Source organism: Reichenbachiella agariperforans (genome assembly GCF_900142205.1).
GTDB classification, from domain to species: domain Bacteria; phylum Bacteroidota; class Bacteroidia; order Cytophagales; family Cyclobacteriaceae; genus Reichenbachiella; species Reichenbachiella agariperforans.
This window is the reverse complement of the sequence record NZ_FRAA01000002.1, coordinates 357,096-377,881: the sequence shown is the minus strand read 5'-3', so window position 1 is coordinate 377,881 and position 20,786 is coordinate 357,096. Positions and strand designations below refer to the sequence as shown.

Annotated in this window: 18 protein-coding genes; 8 read left to right on the top strand and 10 right to left on the bottom strand. The window is 40.6% G+C overall.

The window, feature by feature from the left end:
* Positions 1 to 37: 37 nt before the first annotated feature.
* A complete protein-coding gene (locus tag BUB99_RS08010) occupies positions 38 to 3,193 on the top strand; it encodes a CHAT domain-containing protein (protein ID WP_139280943.1) in 3,156 nt (1,051 codons plus the stop codon).
* 42 nt (positions 3,194 to 3,235) lie between these two features.
* On the opposite strand, the gene BUB99_RS08005 is transcribed toward BUB99_RS08010, so the two are convergent.
* Entirely contained in the window at positions 3,236 to 3,742 is a 507-nt protein-coding gene (locus BUB99_RS08005) for an NUMOD4 domain-containing protein (protein WP_073121275.1), read from the bottom strand.
* A gap of 153 nt (positions 3,743 to 3,895) precedes the next feature.
* On the opposite strand from BUB99_RS08005, the gene BUB99_RS08000 reads away from it, so the two are divergent.
* Positions 3,896 to 4,210, top strand: a complete 315-nt coding sequence (locus BUB99_RS08000) for a DUF4286 family protein (protein WP_073121274.1) — start codon at positions 3,896 to 3,898, stop codon at positions 4,208 to 4,210.
* On the opposite strand, the gene BUB99_RS07995 is transcribed toward BUB99_RS08000, so the two are convergent.
* Both BUB99_RS07995 and serS read right to left on the bottom strand, forming a co-directional pair.
* Complete coding sequence (locus BUB99_RS07995; RefSeq protein ID WP_073121272.1) at positions 4,207 to 4,665, bottom strand: GNAT family N-acetyltransferase; 459 nt, start codon at positions 4,663 to 4,665, stop codon at positions 4,207 to 4,209. The genes BUB99_RS08000 and BUB99_RS07995 overlap by 4 nt on opposite strands.
* Entirely contained in the window at positions 4,665 to 5,939 is a 1,275-nt protein-coding gene (gene serS / locus BUB99_RS07990) for a serine--tRNA ligase (protein WP_073121270.1), read from the bottom strand. Before serS ends, BUB99_RS07995 begins: the two co-directional genes overlap by 1 nt.
* A 271-nt stretch (positions 5,940 to 6,210) precedes the next feature.
* Here serS and rho point away from each other — a divergent pair, with 271 nt between their 5' ends.
* Positions 6,211 to 7,938 (top strand): transcription termination factor Rho, encoded by a 1,728-nt coding sequence (gene rho / locus BUB99_RS07985; RefSeq protein WP_073121267.1) that lies wholly within the window; start codon positions 6,211 to 6,213, stop codon positions 7,936 to 7,938.
* Between the two features lie 228 nt (positions 7,939 to 8,166).
* Positions 8,167 to 8,904, top strand: a complete 738-nt coding sequence (locus BUB99_RS07980; protein WP_073121265.1) for a hypothetical protein — start codon at positions 8,167 to 8,169, stop codon at positions 8,902 to 8,904.
* Between the two features lie 54 nt (positions 8,905 to 8,958).
* Here the strand turns inward: BUB99_RS07980 and recG are convergent, their stop codons facing one another.
* The 5 genes from recG to mutY are packed head-to-tail and all read right to left on the bottom strand — an operon-like array spanning position 8,959 to position 14,544.
* Complete coding sequence (gene recG / locus BUB99_RS07975) at positions 8,959 to 11,052, bottom strand: ATP-dependent DNA helicase RecG (protein WP_073121263.1); 2,094 nt, start codon at positions 11,050 to 11,052, stop codon at positions 8,959 to 8,961.
* Positions 11,053 to 11,058: 6 nt separating this feature from the next.
* Positions 11,059 to 11,637 (bottom strand): gliding motility lipoprotein GldD, encoded by a 579-nt coding sequence (gene gldD, locus BUB99_RS07970; RefSeq protein WP_073121262.1) that lies wholly within the window; start codon positions 11,635 to 11,637, stop codon positions 11,059 to 11,061.
* Entirely contained in the window at positions 11,638 to 12,957 is a 1,320-nt protein-coding gene (gldE, locus tag BUB99_RS07965; protein ID WP_073121261.1) for a gliding motility-associated protein GldE, read from the bottom strand.
* 16 nt (positions 12,958 to 12,973) lie between these two features.
* Complete coding sequence (locus BUB99_RS07960) at positions 12,974 to 13,429, bottom strand: single-stranded DNA-binding protein (protein ID WP_073121260.1); 456 nt, start codon at positions 13,427 to 13,429, stop codon at positions 12,974 to 12,976.
* Positions 13,430 to 13,431: 2 nt separating this feature from the next.
* The gene (gene mutY, locus BUB99_RS07955) at positions 13,432 to 14,544 is read right to left on the bottom strand and encodes an A/G-specific adenine glycosylase (RefSeq protein ID WP_073121259.1); all 1,113 of its coding nucleotides are present in this window, start codon (positions 14,542 to 14,544) and stop codon (positions 13,432 to 13,434) included.
* Positions 14,545 to 14,668: 124 nt separating this feature from the next.
* Here mutY and BUB99_RS07950 point away from each other — a divergent pair, with 124 nt between their 5' ends.
* The 3 genes from BUB99_RS07950 (at position 14,669) to BUB99_RS07940 (ending at position 17,493) form a co-directional block, all read left to right on the top strand.
* On the top strand, positions 14,669 to 14,959 hold the full coding sequence (locus tag BUB99_RS07950; protein ID WP_073121258.1) for an HU family DNA-binding protein: 291 nt from the start codon (positions 14,669 to 14,671) through the stop codon (positions 14,957 to 14,959).
* A 7-nt stretch (positions 14,960 to 14,966) separates the two neighbouring features.
* Positions 14,967 to 15,776 (top strand): tetratricopeptide repeat protein, encoded by an 810-nt coding sequence (locus BUB99_RS07945; RefSeq protein WP_073121257.1) that lies wholly within the window; start codon positions 14,967 to 14,969, stop codon positions 15,774 to 15,776.
* A 166-nt stretch (positions 15,777 to 15,942) separates the two neighbouring features.
* Positions 15,943 to 17,493, top strand: coding sequence for an Rne/Rng family ribonuclease (locus tag BUB99_RS07940; protein WP_073121256.1), 1,551 nt, complete (start codon positions 15,943 to 15,945; stop codon positions 17,491 to 17,493).
* A gap of 18 nt (positions 17,494 to 17,511) precedes the next feature.
* Here BUB99_RS07940 and BUB99_RS07935 read toward each other — a convergent pair whose 3' ends face one another.
* Positions 17,512 to 18,165 carry a porin family protein gene (locus BUB99_RS07935; RefSeq protein WP_073121255.1) on the bottom strand — a complete coding sequence of 218 codons (654 nt, stop codon included), beginning with the start codon at positions 18,163 to 18,165 and terminating at the stop codon, positions 17,512 to 17,514.
* 140 nt (positions 18,166 to 18,305) lie between these two features.
* Between BUB99_RS07935 and gldB the strand changes: the two genes are divergently transcribed.
* Positions 18,306 to 19,271, top strand: a complete 966-nt coding sequence (gene gldB, locus BUB99_RS07930; protein WP_073121254.1) for a gliding motility lipoprotein GldB — start codon at positions 18,306 to 18,308, stop codon at positions 19,269 to 19,271.
* Here the strand turns inward: gldB and BUB99_RS07925 are convergent.
* Positions 19,258 to 20,424 carry a glycosyltransferase family 4 protein gene (locus BUB99_RS07925; protein ID WP_073121253.1) on the bottom strand — a complete coding sequence of 389 codons (1,167 nt, stop codon included), beginning with the start codon at positions 20,422 to 20,424 and terminating at the stop codon, positions 19,258 to 19,260. The two genes, gldB and BUB99_RS07925, sit on opposite strands and share 14 nt — an antisense overlap.
* Between the last annotated feature and the right edge of the window lie 362 nt (positions 20,425 to 20,786).

The window sequence follows — 20,786 nt, the reverse complement described above, 5'->3', positions numbered from 1 at the left end:
ACTTATAGAGGGGTCTTTTCAAAAGAAAATTTTAAAAGTGAAATTAAGAATTGTTTTCGTACAAGCTTGTTTATTACTCTGTATTTATAATTCTGCTTTCTCTCAAAAAGCGCTAGGAGATGAACATTTCCATAAGGGGGATACGTTTTTGTTATTCAATAAACACGATAGTTCCATTTATCATTTTGAAAAGGCGCGGGAACTATATGTGAAAGAAGGGTATTGGCGAGGTATTATTGCGTCTGATAATAAAATCGCAGAGAACCTTTGTGGGACTTTTGATCTCAAGCGTGCGATGAAGCTGGCACAAGAAGCATTTGATCAAGGAGATGTACACTTGGGAGAATGGGATATTGAGAAGGCTAATGCACTTAACAATATAGGTAACATTCATTACCTCACAGGTCAGCACGAGTTGGCTTTAACCGAATATGAGAAAGCATTAGAGATTGCCAATCACGAATTTCATGAGGACGTTTTGTTCTCGGCACCTTCTAGTTTAGGGATTGGAAACGTTTATTTTGGTAAGAATCAATACGAAGAAGCGTTTAAGCATTTTCAAAAAGCTCTTGAGACCAATATTCAAATTTTGGGAGAGGATCACCCCTATGTCGCTAACTCCTACCTGAGTCTTGGGAATCTTTATAGAAATAAAGGCTCCTACAACCTAGCTACAGAATACTACGAACAGGCACTTAGAATTAATAAAAAGGTGTTTGGAGAGAATCATCCAGATGTGGCTACTACCTATGTAGGGATGGCGGATATCTACAAAAATAGTGGGAGTTATGATCTAGCGATGCAGTACTACCGTCAGGCCTTATATATATACAAGCAGTTCCTACATGAGAAGAACCCTAAGTATGGAGCGATCTATTTGGGCTTTGCTGATGTCAGTAAGAATGAAGGAGATTATCTAGAGGCGGAGAAATATTATCAAGAAGCTCTGGATTTGTTCGAGTTAACTATCGGTTTAGAACACCAAAGTAGTGTGCGCAGTTATTTAGGGCTTGGCAACACTTATATGTATCAGGAGAAGTTCCCTGAGGCTCTGGTGTATTATAACAGGGTGCTTGATATCAATTTTAAACTGGTGGGAGCCAATCATGTGAATTCATCCGCTGCTAATAACAACCTTGGAAGTATTTATTATTTCTTTGGGGATTTTGATTTGGCTGTGCGTTATTTTACCAATGCCCTAGACATTGATATCGCTATTCATGGAAACGAACACCCCAATGTCGCGAATGCATATCACAACTTGGCACGAGTGTACGGAGAGAGGGGAGATATTCCGACGGCTTTGAAGTATATACAGTTCGCTATCAATTCTAGTATCATTGATTTTGATGATCAAAACGTTTTTATTAACCCTGTTTTGGTGAACTTCTTTGACAATAAGGATCTACTCTATTATCTGAGCTATAAAGGAGAATTGCTCGAAGAGGGCTTTAGAAGGAGTGAAAACGTCAAAGGATTGGATATTTCTCTAAATAGTTTCGTATTGAGTGATAGTCTCGTAGATCAGATTAGACAGTCTTACACAGATCGTAGAGATCAAGTTCAGTTGGGAGAGTTGGCTAGTTCTATATACGAGTCCTCTATCAATGCCTCTTACTCCTTGACACGGTTGCTCAATGAAGAGAATGTTAAGTACCTAGGCGCTAATGTGTCATTTAAGGAGAAGAAAAAGGAGTACGAAGATCGGTTTTTCTTTTTTACAGAAAAGGACAAGGGAGCCATATTATTTTCCTCACTGGCTGAGTCTAATGCCAAATCTTTTGGAGGTATCCCCGAGACGTTGCTTTATCAGGAGAGCGAGCTCAAAGATCTAATTAATAGTTATACCCAAGAGTTAGCTGCGAACCCAGACAGCAGTATGTTGGAATTTTACCAAAGAGAGCTATTTGCGGCAAATCGGGAATATGAGGATTTGATCTATCAGTTCGAAAATGATTATCCAAAATATTACGATCTGAAGTATGACATTCAGATCACTTCCTTGGCAGACGTACAGTCATTTTTGGATGACTCTACGATGATGGTCTCTTATTATATTGCCTCTGATAGTATCTATGTGTCTCAGATAGAAAAAGACGATTTTCGTATCAATAAAGTGTCTAAGGATAGTGATTATGAAAGGTCAGTAAAGGCCGTTAGAAAAGGGATTCTTTATAAAAGTGATCGTGTATATGGACACTATGCCCGTTCGTTATATGAGCAGCTGTTTCCTATGGAGATTCCTAGTCATATCAAGAATTTGATTATTGTACAAGATGGGATTATGTCTACGATTCCATTCGAAGCGCTACTCACTGCAGACGTAGATGTTAATAATATGGACTATGGATCCTTACCTTACTTGGTTAAGGACTATAATATTTCCTATACCTTCTCTGCAAACCTGCTTTATAAAACTTTCATGAACGAAAAAACCATTCGAGCCAAAGCAAGCAAGGATGGAATGGTAATCGCTCCTGTCAACTTTGACAATGCACTGGAGGCTTTGAGAGAGGCAAAGGCAAAATCTTATGAAGAATCAGATATGGCACTCAACTTGAGAAAGGGAATCGCCATGTCTGAAAATGAAATTCCTGCTTTGCCAGGTACTGAAGAAGAGTCTAAAACGCTAGAGCAGATGTTTGCAGACAATGGAAAGAAAGCAGACGGGTATCTGTACTACGACGCGAAGGAAGAAATAGCAAAGGCAGGAACCATGGATGAATATAATTACATTCATATTGCCTCACATGGATTTGTGAATCAGGAAGAGCCTGAGTTTTCAGGTATATTCATGACGCGAGATTCTGTAACCAAAGTGGAAGATGGTATTTTGTTTTCGGGAGAGGTGTATAACATCAACTTGAATGCGGAACTTGTGACATTGTCAGCCTGTGAGACAGGGCTTGGGAAAATAAAAAGTGGAGAAGGAATTATAGGTTTATCGAGAGCCCTGATTTATGCAGGAGCTAAGAATATCACGGTCTCTTTGTGGAAGGTGTCTGATGAATCAACAAAGCAATTGATGATTTCATACTACAACAATTTTCTAGATCAGGAAATCCCGCAAGATATACACCAGAGTCTCAGCTATGCCTATGCTCTCAAATCAGCTAAAATGAATATGATCCAGCAAGGGGGGCAGTTTGCCCATCCATATTATTGGTCTCCATTTGTGCTGATAGGGAAGTAAAAAAGAAGTTTAGGTTAGTTAAAGAGTAGCTCTCTCTTTTTATTATGCCGTTTTTCGAGTGTCTTCGGCAACTTTTAAATTAGCCTTAGGTTGGCTTTTGAATCCGTTTTTGTATCTTTTTTTTCTGGTTTTCCAGACTTCAAAATTGTTCTTGTTGCCTACTTCGAATTGGAAAGACATGTGCTCCGATGGAGATACCCACTCCAAGTTGGTGGAGTCGTTGTTTTTTGGATTGTTATCTAAGTGAACAATCATTGTGTATTCCTCTGGCAAGATATTGATGCAAAATGCTTTAGCGACTTCTTTATGGGGATACACTGTCTTGCGTTGGTTTTCGTCGTTGAGCAAGTCAAGGAAGTAACATTTGCAGCTTTTGTTCCACCGTTGTCTCATTATTTTCTCCTTGAGAAAGATGTCTTTTTTTGATCCGCCGTGCCACGTCTTTCTTGCTTTTCTTCTGATACTGCCTTGGTTAGACACCTCGTAGTTGGAGAAGCCCTCTATGGTTTTCCAAACCTCACTTATTCTTTCTATTCTCTGATATCCCATATTATTAATAATTCTGCATGATCCAGCACGTCAGTAAATTTAATCTTTGTACAATGACAATTTTGATTTCTTCGATGAATGCTGGGAATTAATCTATTACTTTGATGATTACGTGGACTAATGAATTTTTTGCTTAAATAAAATAGCCAAATTATGGTAGTTTATAATGTAACGATGAACGTGGATAGCGGGATTGAGAAAGATTGGTTTCAGTGGATGAAAGACATTCATATCAAAAATGTGATAGAGACAGGGTACTTTGTGGATTGTAAAGTCTTTCAACTGATAAGCGACGAACCGCAGGGAACCACTTATGCTTTTCAGTACTTTGCAGATGCATATGAGGATGTCCTAAAATATCAAGAAGAACATGGAGCTAGATTACAAATGGAAGTTGTTTCTCGATATGGGGACAAGGTGATGTCATTTAGAACAATGTTAGAGCAAGTGCATCAGCACATAGGTTAGAAATCGAGATTGCAGTTGACCCACTCTTCGTCAAATGAAGCTCCGTAGGTCTTATAAAAATCAAGAGCAGGCGTGTTCCAATCCAGCGCCTGCCACATCATACCAGTACATTTTTGTTGTTTCGCAAATGCAATGGTTTCATCCATGAGCATTTTACCGAGCCCTTTCCCTCGTTCAGACTCGGTTACAATCAAATCTTCGAGGTACAGTCTTTTTCCCTTCCAGGTAGAATAGCGATAATAGTAGAGAGCTAGCCCAACAAGTCTTTGCTGTGACGCAGACTGTACTACAAAAAAACCAAAAACTGGGTTGTCACCAAAGCCATCCTTCTCCATCATGGAAATCGTATTGCATACCTCATGGAGTGCTTTTTCATAGACAGCGAGTTCCTTGATTAAATCTAGAACCTCTGGAAGGTCTGCGCGTACTCCAGGCCGTATAATGTAGTCACTCATTAGTCTATTCTGTCAAAGCCAGTGTAGTTCTTCAAAACAGCAGGTAGTTCAATCCCGTTTGCCTTCTGACCATTTTCTAAGATGGCAGCCATGATGCGCGGTAATGCCAAAGCACTGCCGTTGAGTGTGTGCAAAAGATGTTTCTTATTGTCTGCATCTTTATACCTCAACTTTAGACGATTGGCCTGATAGTTTTTGAAATTACTAACAGAACTTACTTCAAGCCATCTCTTTTGTCCTGCAGAGTACACCTCAAAATCGTAGGTGATAGAGGAAGTAAAACCAAGATCTCCTGCGCAGAGCTTGAGTATTCTATAGGGTAGATCCAATTTTTTCAAAAGTCCCTCTACATGTTTTACCATCTGGTCTAAGGTGTCAAAAGACTTGTCTGGGTGTTCGATTTGAACAATTTCTACTTTGTCAAATTGGTGGAGACGATTTAGACCTCTCACATGTGCTCCCCAAGAGCCTGCTTCTTTTCTGAAACAGGGAGTGAAACCTACATTCTTGATAGGAAGCTCTTTTTCGTCCAAAATTACGTCTCTATATAAATTGGTTAGCGGTACCTCTGCGGTTGGGATTAGATACATGTCTGTGTCAGAGAGATGATACATCTGCCCTTCTTTGTCAGGTAGCTGTCCTGTGCCTAGACCTGATGCTTCGTTGACAACTACTGGTGGTTGAATTTCTTGATACCCCGCCTTTTCGGCTTCATCCAAAAAGAAATTGACAAGGGCTCTCTGTAGACGTGCGCCTTTGCCTTTGTACACAGGAAAGCCTGCGCCAGTAATTTTGATGCCAAGATCAAAATCTATAATGTCGTATTCTTTTATCAGATCCCAATGTGGCTTTGCGTCTTCTCCAAGGTCAGGCAAAGTCTTTACACAAAATATCTCCTCATTATCATCTTCTGTTTTGCCAGCAGGGACATCTGGGTTAGGGATGTTTGGCGTTTGATAGAGTTCATTGAGCAACTCATTTTTAGTGTCTTCGAGCTGTTGTGTTAGGTCTTTAGATTGTGCTTTAATGTCTGCTGTTTTTTGTTTCACAGCTTCGGCTTCTTCCTTTTTCCCATCCTTCATCAACATACCGATAGATTTGGACAGCTTGTTAGATTCTGAAAGCAGTTCGTCAAGTTGTGCTTGAGTGCTTTTTCGTTTGTCGTCTAACGCTATGATGTTGTCTAGTAGTTCAGCGGCATTGTCAATCCCCCTTTTTACTAAGCCCGCTACGAATCTATCTTTGTGTTCAACTACTTCTGAAACCAATAACATAATCTACTGTATTCTAAATTTGAAGCGGCAAATTTAAGGCATCATCTCATTATGAGCTTAATAAAAACTAGTTTATGCCTAGATGAAATAATAATTTATATTTGTGAATACGCGGCAGTTAGCATATTATTGCGGCAGCATCAAACGTGGTCTGATCTATTCTGCTTCTCGAGCAGTCCCTTAGATAGACAGTCATTACCGTATTTTATCAAACAATACACATCACAAAATAGGCTTATTGAATTAAGCACAGATCTTTTTAATAATAGTTATGTATAACATCGAAGAATTGAATGACAGGTTATTGTCTGAGCTAAAAGAAATAGCTGAGAACCTGGGAATCAAAAACTATAAGAGAGCCGCGAAGAAGGACCTTATATACAAAATCCTTGATGAGCAAGCGGTCAACCCAGAACCTGCCACGCAAATCAAAGCCCAAGAGTCAAAGGCTAAAAAAGAGACCGAAGGAGCTGATAAGCCCGAAAAAGAAGAAAAGCAGGAGAGAGCTCCTAGACAAGAAAGAGAAAATAGACCAAGGCCTGAGAAGAAGGAGAGACCTGAAAACAAGCAGAAGTCTGAGGATAAACCAAAGAAAACGGAAGCTGATCAAAATGCTGATGATGTATTGAAGTCTTTCAATTTGGATGTGGATGGATCAGGAAAGGAAAAGAAAGCAGAGCCTGTAAAGCACGAGAAAGCGAAGGAGCCAAGACAACGAGACTCAAGAAACGAATCTAGGGAAAGAGCGCCTAAAGAAGAGACCGTTTCTTCTAAAGAGAAAAATGAGGATAAGCCTGTTGAAAAGCGTGAAAGAAATGATCGTGACAACAAAAGGCAGGAAAAAAACACCAAGAAAAACGAATACAACAACAACGTCAAAGAGTTTGACGGAGTGATCGAAAATGGTGGAGTTCTCGAAATGATGCAAGATGGATATGGTTTCTTGAGATCAGGAGATTACAACTATCTCGCGAGTCCAGATGATATCTATGTTTCCCCGTCGCAGATCAAGTTATTTGGTCTAAAGACTGGTGATTCAGTAATAGGTCAGATCAGACCTCCTAAAGACGGAGAAAAATATTTTGCGCTCCTCAAAGTGACAACCGTTAACGGTAAAACCACTGAGGAAATTAGAGACAGAGTGCCTTTCGAGTACCTTACTCCATTGTTCCCAGAGGAGAAACTAAACTTGAGTTATAAGCCGAGTGATTACTCTACAAGAGTAATGGACATGTTCTCACCGATTGGTAAAGGGCAAAGAGGTATGATCGTTGCTCAGCCTAAAACAGGTAAGACGGTACTTTTGAAAAATGTAGCAAATGCTATAGCTGAGAACCACCCTGAGGTATATCTAATGATCCTATTGATCGATGAGCGACCTGAGGAAGTGACAGATATGGCGCGTAGCGTAAAGGCGGAGGTGATTGCGTCTACTTTTGATGAGCAAGCTGAAAAGCATGTGAAAGTAGCAAACATCGTGTTGGAAAAAGCCAAGCGTATGGTTGAGTGTGGTCACGATGTGGTCATTCTTTTGGACTCCATAACGAGACTGGCTAGAGCGCACAACACAGTGGTGCCTTCTAGTGGTAAGATTCTATCAGGTGGTGTGGATGCTAATGCACTTCACAAGCCAAAGAGATTTTTCGGTGCAGCACGTAATGTGGAAAACGGTGGTTCATTGACCATCTTAGCTACAGCACTGATAGAGACGGGTTCTAAAATGGACGAGGTGATCTTTGAAGAATTTAAAGGTACAGGTAACATGGAGCTCCAGTTGGATCGTAAATTATCCAACAAGCGAGTATACCCTGCTATCGATATACCAGCGTCAGGTACGAGAAGAGAAGACTTGTTGATCAACAAAGACGAGTTGGCTAAGATTTGGATCTTGAGAAAATTCATGGACGACATGAACTCAGCAGAAGCCATGGAATTCTTACTTGGCAAGATGAAAGGAACTCGAAACAATGAAGAGTTTCTGATCTCAATGAACGGATAATGTTTTAAAAAACCGACATCTATAGGTGTCGGTTTTTTATTTTGAACTATTTTTGGTTTTCATTTCAGCTAGCGCTTATACGATTCGAGTAAAGTTTTTTTGTGTAATTTTAACAATGCCCCGATAAGGGAATTACGCATTTTGTATATATTTGATTAATTTCCTTTTTGCAAAGGAATCTAGACAATAAACCTTAACACATAATACTACTAATTAAAGCTTAACGCTATGAATAAAATCGATCAAAGCCTACTAGACACTTGGAACATGTATGGTCACTACGTTTCATATGCGATTGCAGGTGTGGGCTTATTAATCCTCATTAGTCACTATCTTAAGCTTCTGATTACCAAGGAGTACAAGGTTAAATATGATTACATCAACATGTATGAAATCAATTTGCTTTGGTATAGTGCTTTGTTGATTATTATAGCAGGAGCAGTGTATGCTAACACACTGGTGACAGAGTCTGGAATATTGTGGTTCGTAGTTAGACTTTTCGTGAGTACTATGTTCGCTATTATTGCTGGCGTGATTGTTCAAAACATTCTTAAATTTTACTACCCTTTCTACATTGAGAAGCGATTGAAGCACCTTCGTTTTACACCAAGAATTTCACCTGACGGAAGAAAGATGAAATTATTAAGTGAGGAAGAAGAAGATGTCTACCTAGACGAAGGTATGCAGGCTGAAGAAGATGCTTTTTCTGTGGATTATGATGTATGGATAGATGAAGAGTCAGGGTTTACTAAGATTGAAAAATATAACGGTAGACTGCATGCGTTAAAATGTTCAGAGTGTAATTACCAAACACTCAAAGTGAATAAGGAAGAAATTGTCCAATCACCAACCACTACTGAGGAAGGCGAATTGGTTAAATTCTTTACTTGTGGATACTGTGGACATAAAGAGAAGAAATCGTTTAGCATCGCTAAATTAAGAGATACTGAGGAGGTAGCTTCTTAAGTTCTCTTCTAAGATATAATATAACCCTAGCGGATCGTTAGGGTTTTTTTGTGCCTAAGAAATATTACTCCATAGTAGGTGACGTTTACTCGTGTCGAGATATTGTTTTAGTAAGAGGTGATGGGGTTGGTTTAGGTCTGGATCTTGTTCTATGATTAGTTTTGCTTGGTCTCTGGCAAGCTTGAGGATGTGGGCGTCACTCGTGATATTGGCAATTTTTAGATCGAGTACTCCGCTTTGTTGCGTACCCATTAGGTCTCCTGGTCCTCTCAGTTCTAGATCTTTTTCGGCAATTTTGAACCCGTCGGTAGTATCAACCATACATTTGATTCTCTCTCTAGCTTCTTTGGAGACTTTGCTGCCGCTCATAAGTATGCAATAGGATTGGTCTCCTCCTCGGCCTACTCTGCCTCTGAGTTGGTGAAGCTGGGATAGTCCAAACCGTTCTACGTTTTCAATAACCATCACTGTGGCATTTGGGACATTGACACCTACTTCTATGACAGTGGTGGCGACCATGATTTTGGTTTTGTTATCCACAAAACGCTTCATTTCGAACTCTTTATCAGTGGCTTTCATTTTTCCATGAAGAATACTAATGGGTGTCTGAGGGAAAGCTCTAGAGATACTTTCATAGCCATCCATGAGGTCTTTATAGGCGAGTGTTTCTGACTCCTCGATAAGAGGATAGACGATGTAGATTTGCCTACCTTCATCTATTTGTTTTCTAATGAAGCCAAATAATTTTAGGCGGTTTGAATCAGTGAGATGCGTTGTTTTGATAGGCTTTCTTCCCTGAGGTAGCTGATCGATGGTCGAAATCTCTAAGTCTCCATATAGTGTCATCGCTAATGTTCTCGGGATAGGTGTTGCAGTCATGACGAGCACATGCGGGTAGTAGTGGTCATTTTTTGACCAGAGCTTGGCTCGTTGAGCTACACCAAAGCGATGCTGTTCATCGATCACCGCTAGACCGAGGTTCTTGAATTCTACTTTGTCTTCTATTAGGGCATGAGTGCCCACGATGATGTCTAGGCGTCCTTCTCTAAGGGCTTCCAAGTTGGCAATCTTGAGGCTTTTTTTTGTAGACCCTGTGACTAGTGCAGTATTGAGTCCTAGCTTTTCACTGAACTCTGCCAGACCATGATAATGCTGTGTGGCTAAGATCTCAGTGGGAGCCATGATGCTGGTTTGATAGCCGTTGCTAATGGCGACTAACATGCAGATAAAAGCAGTAATGGTCTTGCCGCTGCCTACATCACCTTGGAGGAGTCGGTTCATTTGATAGCCTGATTGTAGATCGGCATAGATTTCTTTAATGACCCTTTTCTGTGCTTCTGTTAATTCGAAAGGTTTGTGTTTGGTATAAAACTCCGTGACTAGCTGGCTTTTGTTAAAGACTACTCCACGGTGTTTGTCTTGCCTTTCGACTCGTTCTTGAAAGATTTTTATCTGAATGAAGAATAGTTCGTTGAATTTGAGGCGAGACTGTGCCTGCTCTAGCTGTGTTTGGCTAGAGGGAAAGTGAATCCATGTCAGTGCAGATTTCAAACCAATGATATGGTTGGTTTGAAGAATTTCTGGGTCTATATTTTCAGTCACCCGAAAGGCTGGGTTGTTGATAACTTCTTTAACTAGTTTGCCTATCGCTTTGCTGTCAAGGTAGCGTTTTTTTAGTTTTTCTGTCGTGGAGTAAACGGGGACAAATTGAGTGCTTTTTTGCTCGTTGTTAGGTGTGATGACTTCTATTTCTGGATGACTGATAGAATACTTGCCATTGAAAACGGAAGGTTTACCATAGATGACATAGGATAAGCCTGTTTTTAGCTTTTTGAGCATCCAGCTCGCACCTTTGAACCACACAAGCTCTATGGTGCCTGTTTCGTCTCTGAATTGCGCTGTTAATCTTTGTTTTCGGGGTTCTCCTGCTAGGCCAAGGGAAGTGATGACTCCTTTGATTTGAACGCCCTGTTCTGCATCTACTATGTCTTTGATTTGATGAAACTTAGATCTGTTCTCATAGCGAAAGGGGAAGTGATTGAGGAGTTGTTCGAAGGTGAATATGCCCAGTTCTTCTTGTAGGGCCTTGGCTTTAGATGGGCCTACGCCTTTTAGAAATTCTATTTTGGTCTCGAGAAAAGAAGCCATCCGTATTTATTCGTCCCATTTCAGGGTGTTGAGGATATGAACCATATCGAGTTTGATATGATCTATGACAGGTCGCAGGGAGTCGTTGGCTGTCGAGGTTTTGAAGTAGAGTGCCCCACGTAGGAAGTTCTTGGTGGAGTCAGTAACATGAAACTGAAACTGGCTAGGTACTTCGCCAGACAATTCCATCAGTGTGGCATTCATGCCACTAGGGAGTCGTAGTACACTCTCGTCGATCGAGTAAGCTTTTACACCGTGCTCGGAAGTAAGTTTGTAGGAGTCTTGCAATAGCTCTACTAAGGTTTCTCGAGAATTGTTGACGCGTTTATAGGTGATTTGGATGTCGGCATTGTATTGCTCATAATGGAGGTCTATCCAATATCGCTCGGAGATCCATGATTTGTCTAAGATGATAGTGGTAGCTTGAGGGTACTCAAATTGATAAGGGAAGGAATCGGGCAAGGGCACGTATTGCGAAGGGCTAAGCTCTATTCTGTTGTAGCCCTTGGGTTTCGGTACAAAGGTAGAGGTTTCGCATCCTGTGAGGAGTGATACGATGATAATACAGCCGACTAATATTCTCATTTATCTCTTGATTACAACTCTTATTTTTTTGATTCGCTTTTCGTTGACCGAGGTGATGACAAATGTATAGCGGTCGAAGATGATTTTTTCTCCAGCATAAGGTAGTGTTGCATTTATTTCCAGCAAGAGTCCGCCGAGTGACTCGCTTTCACCTTTCACCTCTTCGAATACGCGGTGGTCTACATTGGTGATTTTGCAAAAATCCATGATGGATGTTTTTCCTTCAAAGATGAATGTGTTTGCATCGATTTTTTTGAATTCAGCATCTGTTTCTTCATCAAATTCATCATTGATTTCCCCTACGATTTCTTCGATGACATCTTCCATAGTGATCAATCCTGATGTGCCACCATATTCATCTACGACGATAGCGATGTGTATGCGCCTCTCCTGAAAATCTTTGAAGAGTGTATCTATTTTTTTGGTCTCTGGAACGAAAAAACCGGGCCTGAGTAAATCTTGCCATTGATAGTTCTCATCCCCGTTGATATTAGGTAATAGGTCTTTGATATATAGGATGCCTTCTATATTATCGATCGTCTCTTTATAGATGGGAATTCTCGAATAGCCGGTTTTGTTGATTTGGTTCATGAGCTCATGAAAATCAGTTTGTATATCCAGTGCTGTGATATCCATTCGAGATTTCATGATTTGTTTTACGGAGAGTGTTCCGAAGTTTACGATCCCTTTTAGGATTCCTTTTTCTTCTTCTGTTGTCTCTTTATTGGTGGTGATTTCTAACGCTTCATTAAGTTCTTCTACAGAGACGTTGTAGCCCTTCCGCTCGATTCGTGTTTCTAGTACATGGCTGACTTTGATCAGTAGCCAAGATAGTGGGCTAAAGATGTCGTTGGAGATGGATAGTAGTTTGGAGGTTTTTTGTGCGAATGACCAGTTGTTTTGGTTGGCATATACTTTCGGGACAATCTCACCGATGAATACGATCAAAAAGGTGATCGTAATGGTCAGTATACCTAGTACCGTCTCGGGGGAAAAATAAGGTGCTGTCAGCCTCAGTGTTGCATAGGTGGTGATCATGACGATACTGATATTGATGAAGTTATTCAATATCAGTATGGTTGCCAATAGTTTGTTGGGGTTGGTGAGTAGATGGATAATTCGCTTGTTGTGAGGCGAATCATCTCCTTCACTGATTACCTGATCGAGTGAGAGTGAGAAGTATGCAACTTCCGACCCTGAGACTAGAGCCGATCCTATAAAAAGTAGAATGATCAAGGCGAGGTTAATCGCTAAAAAAGAAATCTCAGGGCCGGATATTAGTGCTGCTAATAGGTAGGTTCCCGGAAAAGGGTCGTCCATTTGTTATTTGTTAATGTTAAAAAGGAAGATCGTCAATTTCATTGTTCTCTTCTACTGTAGAATCAACGATTTCTGTTTTGGTAGCTTGGTTTTGATTGGATGCCGCTGGCGCATTGTACTCACCTGATGATCCGCCATCTGGTCGCCCACCTAGCATGGTCAACTCTCGACCTACTACTTCGGTGATATACTTAGTTACTCCATCTTTGTCTTCATAAGACCTAGAGGTTAGTTTTCCCTCGATGTACACTTGGCTTCCTTTTTTGAGGTATTTTTCGGCGATCTCTGCGAGTGGAGACCATAGCACCATATTGTGCCACTCGGTGGTCGTCACGCGTTCACCTTCTCTGTTTTTGTAAGTTTCGCTGGTAGCCATAGAAAAATTTGCCACCGCACGTCCGTTATCTAAGTGTCTTACTTCTGGGTCTTTTCCCAAGTTTCCGACTAAAATTACTTTGTTTACTCCGGCCATAATTAAGGTTTTAAGGATTGAAAATTTAACACATTAGGCAACTCGGCTTCCAAAAATTTTTCAATGGGTTTGGGGACTGCCAAGTTTACTAAGTCACTAATATGCAGGCTTTTCAATTTATTATTCTGACAAATTAATTTAAAATCCTCTCTTTTTGGTATATCAAGAACGTGGAAATACAAGTGAAGTTTTTGATGAGTCAGGAGATGTTTGTACTCTGCCGAACTGTACAAGACACTTGGTGTTCCCCAGTCGTTTTGTTCTACAAGTTCAAAAATACTGCTTTTTGAGTGCATATCTGATTCGATTAGGAGAAAATCAAATAGGCCTTGCCATATATCTCCCTTTTCTCGTTGTTTGACGAGTACTTGTCCTTCCTGATGTAGGAGAATATAGTCCAAGTACCGGCTTTTGACTTTTATTTTTTTTGTTTTGACAGGTAGAGATGTTTGTTCCTTTTTTTCACGGGCATAACACATCGCTTCGAGAGGGCAGCTATTGCACTGAGGATTTTTAGGCAGACATATCGTGGCACCTAACTCCATAACAGCTTGGTTAAAATCACCAGGCTGATCATGAGGGATAATTTGACTGCCCAGTTCAAAGAAAGTTTTAAAGGTAGAAGAGAGCGTTATGTCTTCATAGATACCAAACACGCGAGAATAGACTCTAAAAGCATTGCCATCTATAGCAGGGACAGCCTGATCAAAGCATATGGATGCGATGGCTCCCGCAGTATATTTTCCAATACCCGTGAGTTTTATGAGCTGGTCATAAGTGTTTGGAAATTCACCTTCTAGTTTTTCTACTATATGACCAGCGCACTTATGCATATTGCGCGCTCTGGAGTAGTACCCGAGCCCTTGCCACATCTTGAGAATGTCGTCTAAGGGGGCAGTTGCAAAATCTTGAACTGTCTCGTAGGTCTGACTAAAGTTGAGGTAGTAGGAAGTGCCTTGTGCGACCCTTGTTTGCTGTAGAATGATTTCGGACATCCATACGGTATAGGGGTTTTTGGTTTGCCTCCATGGTAAATCTCTGTGATTCAGTCTGTACCAATCGAGTAGTCTACGACTCAGTTTGTCTTGTCTTTTACGGTCTGTTTTAGGTTTCAATCCAGAAGATTATTTCTAAGTGAGGGATTTTTTGTTTTTATTTGCGCTTCTGAATTCGTGGAAGTTCAGTTCGGCTAAAATAGCCCATATACAAGATTTCTACTACATATAAATTAGATTCAACGTGACGAAAGCAGATGTGATCAACGAGATCGCCGAGAAAACAGGAATTGACAGATTGGATGTCCAAGCTTCAGTAGAAGCATTTTTTAGCGTAGTGAAAAGTTCAATGGCAGACGGAGAGAATATCTACGTACGTGGTTTTGGGAGTTTCATTAATAAAAAGCGAGCAAAGAAGATTGCAAGAAATATTTCGAAAAACACAGCAATGGTAATAGACGAGCACTATATTCCAAGTTTTAAGCCGTCTAAAGTGTTTGTAGAGAAAATCAAATCAAGTGGTAAAATAGGGTAAGTATAGTATGTCTACACACCGATGGCTAGTTTTGATTGGCGGGATTGCGCTGATCTTTGTGCTTTTTAGTTTGCCTAAGGTCGTGGTGGACAATGATGCCATAGATACAGAGATAGTTGATACGGCGGCACCCGTGGAAGGGACTCATGGTTTTTCTATCTCGGAGGCGGATCAAAAACGACGTGACTTTTTGAAGAATCAGCTCGCTGATGCGGATAAAGAAAAAAGTGTTATCTTTGCCGACTCTTTGGCTAGACTATATCTGGGCTACAATCAATTAGACAGTGCTTCCTACTTCGCAGATGTGATTTTGGAGTATGATCAGTCGATTGTAGGACAGCAAAAAGCAGGAGAGATATACTTCCAACTCTTTGGAATATCACTGAATCAGGCAGACTTAGCAAAGTATGCTAACAAGGCTCAAGTGTGTTTTCAGAAAGTAATCGAAGAGAAAGAAGATCCAGATACCAAGGCGAAATTAGCCATGACGATGGTGATCTCTGACAATCCGATGCAGGGTATATCGATGTTGCGTGAGATACTAGACGAGTATCCCGACAATACTACAGCACTATATAGTCTCGGTATGCTGTCCATTCAATCTGGACAATATGACAAGGCCATAGGGCGATTTGAGAAATTGATGACTATTGATGCGACGAATCAGCAAGCAGCCTTTCTTTTGGCAACTAGCTATTTTGAGACTGGGCAGCGTGACAAGGCAAAGCAATGGTTTGAAAATATAAAAAGTACTAGTACTGATCCAGCGATACTTTCATCGACAGATCAATACTTGAAAGAGTTAAATGAATTTTAGAACATTAAAGATTTTTTGTTATGCCGTGTGGTAAAAAAAGAAAAAGACATAAGATCTCTACTCACAAGAGAAAAAAGAGACTAAGAAAGAACAGACACAAGAAGAAGTAATTGTGCTTTCTTGGGTTATTTGAGTTAATCAAGTTTTCATATTAAACATTTAGGAATTGAGTAACGAATTGATAATTAATTCAACTCAAAACGGATGTCGAATAGCCCTTTTAAAAGATAAAAAATTATCCGAGTTTCATCAAGACGATGATGGACATCAGTTCAACGTAGGTGACATTTACCTAGGCCAAGTGAAAAAAGTTGTGCCTGGGCTGAATGCCGCCTTTGTTGATATTGGGTATGAAAAAGATGCATTTCTGCATTATTTGGATCTCGGACCCCAGCTTCAGTCGTTGAATAAATGCACGAAACAGATTCTCTCTGGCAAAATGGCCGGAAAAAATCTGAACGGCTTTAAACGACTACCTGATATTAATAAGCTAGGGAAGATGAACCAGGTTTTGTCAAAAAACCAAAGAGTTCTCGTACAGGTTGTAAAAGAACCGATTTCTACAAAAGGGCCAAGACTATCCAGTGAGTTGTCAATTGCTGGTAGGTATATAGTACTCGTACCATTTTCGGATTCAGTAAGTGTTTCCAAGAAAATAGCAGATAGTGCTGAGCGTAAAAGATTGCTTCGTCTAATCAATTCGATTAGACCAGAAAACTTTGGAATCATCATTCGAACAGTTGCACAAGGTAAAGATGTAGCTGAACTCGACAGAGATTTGACCAGCTTGGTAGACAAGTGGTCGAAGGGAATGGAGAAACTGAAGAAGGTGAAGCCTAACGAAAAGGTGATTGGCGAGATGAATCGCGCTAATTCCATTCTTCGTGATGTTCTCAATGAATCGTTTGATAGTATAGTGGTTGATGAAAAAGCACTATACCATGATGTCAGAGATTTCATCAGAGAAATCGCTCCTGATAAGGAGAAAATTACAAAGCTTTACAACGGTAAAGCCAAAATATTTGAAGCCTACGGAATAGAAAAACAACTGAAAGGTTTGTTTGGACAGTCTGTAAGCATAGATGGAGGGGGATATCTCATCATCGAGCATACTGAAGCACTGCATGTCATAGATGTCAACAGTGGTAATAAGTCTAACGCAGAGGATAATCAAGAAAGCACCGCACTAAAGGTGAACTTGGATGCTGCTAAGGAGATCGCCAGGCAGTTGAGATTGCGTGATATGGGTGGTATCATCGTTATCGATTTTATCGATATGAGAAAAATAGAGAACAAAAAAGCTCTTTTCTCTAAGATGAAGGACGAGATGAAAACGGATCGTTCTAAGTATACCATTCTGCCTCTGTCTAAGTTCGGTTTGATGCAAATCACCAGACAGCGTGTAAGACCTGAACTAAACATCAAGACTAGGGAAGTTTGCCCATCTTGTAATGGTACTGGGAAAGTCACTGCGTCTATTCTAGTGACTGATCAGATCGAAAAGGATGTCGAGCACATCATGACTAAACAGAATGAAAAGAAACTAACTATCAGCCTACATCCATATTTGTATGCGTACTATACCAAAGGCTTGTTTTCAAGACAATGGAAATGGTACTTTAAGTACAAGCGTTGGATCAACGTGGTAGAAGATTCATCAATGGCGATTTTGGAGTACAACTTCATCAATAGCCTAGGAGAAGAGATCGCACTTTAAGTGCGATCTTTTTTTTGCTTAAAATTTTACGCCGACCTTGAGATGCAGCATATCCATACGTATGGATAGGTCTGCGGCTAGGTCGTCATTCTGATCACGAACAACATTGACCAAGCCTCGGTCATAAAACACACCGGCATAAAGCCGCGTATTGATTTCTGCGCCATACTCTACACCAATACCTCCAGTAAAGGAAAAGTCAAAGAATCGGAATTTTTCAATCATGATATAGTCTTTGTCAAAAGCTTGGTCGTAGAGCAAAATTTCTCCCATGAAACCTAGCTGGAAAAACAAACGCAAATCAGGCTGAATCTCACTGGTGAACAGTTTAAGTGTGGCGGGAATTTGAAGGTATTGTGCTTTGTACTCTTCTTTTTGATTGATTATGCTCGTTGTGATTTGATCAAAATCAGATGCAACAACAGATATTTTTTTGGGAGCGAAAAGGATGCCGGTACTAAAGGCATAAGTCTCAGTGATAGGAAAATCAATCTCTAATCCGAATTTGGCTCTAAAAGCCATGTCCCCTTTGGATACTTGACTATCATCACTAGGCTGATAGGTTGTTCTGGTAAAGGAAAAACCAGGTGAGACCGTCAGTCCAATATTAGGCTGGGCGATACAGATAACACACGAGAATAGGAGCGGTAATAGGGCTAGACATTTCTTCATGAGAATAAAATAAATACTTTTGTTGGTGATAATCAGATCTTATGGATAGTTATAAAATTACAAATCTAAAGCCCATCTTATTGAAGACGAATAGAATATTTCGAATAATTCTTAAAATTAGTTTTTGGTGTCTTCCTTTAGTGTGGTTGAGCGCATGTCAGCAGGATGCATGTGATCAATGGAAGGATTATAATGAGGTCTCCGTGGAGATCCCTGTAGAGCACTTAGAAGACGAATTAGGAAAGCTGGAATCATGGGAAGAAGTAGTTCTTTTTTTGGGTGCGAATCGAGTGATGGCTGACTATTTTTTGGATGCCAATCAATACCCTAATGATACGATATTGGCCAAGAGGCTATATGGCCTTATGAGAAACCCTCATATCGACACATTGTTTACGGAGGTTGGAGAGTACTTTGAGCAATTTGATCAGGAGAATCTGACAGAGTTAGAGTCTGCATACCGTGTGATCAAACATCATTATCCAGACGTAGTGATGCCTAGGATACAGACCATCATCACTGGGCAGTACAACGATCTTTATGTTTCTGATTCGTTGATTGTACTGGGACTGGATTTTTTTATGGGATTGAATGCTAAGTATCCACCTAATGATGTGCCTATGTACATTGTCAAACGGTACATGAAAGAGAGCGTAGCTCCGATAGTTCTCAGTTTTGTATCGAATGAGTTCAACTATATAGACACACAGCATGGGACGCTATTGGCGGACATGATTAACGTGGGAAAGTCCTATTACTTTGTCTCCACGACACTACCATGCAAACCTGATTCATTGATTATTGGTTATACGGATGAGGAGATGAATTTAGTAGAACAAAACCAAGAAGTGATATGGGCGAGTTTCATCCAAAATGAAGTGCTCTATGAAACGGATCATGCGATTAAAAACAAGTTTGTCGGCGAAGCTCCTAATGTCTATGAGATAGATGAGAAATGCCCTGGGCGAGTAGGGGCATGGATTGGCTGGCAGATCGTTCGTAAGTATATGGAGAACAATTCTGATGTGTCTCTGCAGCAGCTCATGCGAGAGACTGATGCGCATAAGATATTTCAACAATCAGGGTACAAACCTAGGAATCTTTAGCGTGTACAAGTCGCTCCACAAATGATAGAAACTTCGGCGCTTGGAGTTTGAGATCAAATTGTCTTTCGGCTAGTTGACGGCTATTGATTTGATAACTGTGGAGCAGTTCGGGATTGTCTAGGAAGGGCGTGATTTTTTCCTTGAAGCTATCGCTAGAGTCGTGGACAAAGTGAACGCCACACTTTGCTTGGTAGATAAGTTCAGCGATCCACCCGTCAAAGTTGGTGATGATGAGTTTGCCAGCAGCTAGCGCATCGAATAGTTTGTTAGGGCTGCCTGTGAATAGGCTGCTATAATTCGCAAAGGAAATCAACATGGCATCTGATTGCTCCATGAGCTTTGCCATCGCTTTTTTATCCGAAAAGCCACGAATCTCTACATTCTTCAGTTGCTTGTCAGCGATGAGTTGTTCGATAGCAGGCTTGTCTGCCCCAGCTCCGACCATGACAAAACGTATAGGGAGATTCTGAACCTGCTCAGCGATGGAGATGACCCGAAAGAGGTCGTTGGCCAAGCCGAATGTGCCCGTATAGCAGATGACAAATTCATTCGTTGACTTCTGTTTTTCAGTTGGTTGAAAGAAAGCACAGTCGCTGATGTTGTAGATGGTTTCAGTAGCCACGCTGGGCGCGATGGACTGGATGTGTGAGGTGATAGGTGGAGACATACCGATGTTGCCAATCGAGTGTCTGTAAAATGTTTTTTCCATCCATCGTGTCAGATACTTAAGGGGCCAAGCACGGATAAATCCCATCTCTATGGGGACCAAAGGCCACAGGTCTCCCACCTCAAAGAAATAAGGTCTTTTATAGAAGAATTTGTTGAAGAGTCCAATCATCCCTGTGGTGAGCGGAGTGGTCATGATATAGCAGCAGTCGATGGCTTTGTGCCGCATGGATGTGCGACAGGCCAAATAGCTATAGCTGAGGAAAGCTATGATTCGTCTCCAAAACTTATAGGTATTGTCATAGGGGACATGAAGGTAGATGACTCGGATGCCAGCGATATTTTTCACTGTTTTAGGTGCATTGTGTGTGGTTATCATCGTGACCTCATGCCCGTTTTCTACCAATGTTCTAGCGAGTAGGTAGGATCGGATGCTTCCTCCTTCGGTTGGGGTTTTGAAGAATTGATGAAAATATAATACGTTCAAAATGTCGTGATTTGACAAAGTAAATAATAAAGTCGAATTTAGCTGGATACAACTAATCCTGCTAACAATACCTAAATCAATAATAGCGCGAATATGTCAAATGCGAAAAAAGTGATTTTTTCCACCTGTACCAGACTCTTCTTAGGATTTACTTTCATATTGTTTTCGCACTAACAATTATTTGAATAATAAGAGGTGAAATAAAACAAGGGGGAGTTCATCAACTTCGCCTATCTCGATGATCGTGGCAAGTACAATGTCAAATCGGATTCTATTTATATCAAGATACGATTAGATTTTATGCGCATAAGCTGCCTTTGCTGCTCATGTGCTTAGTGACAGGGGCCTTAAAGACAGTGCTA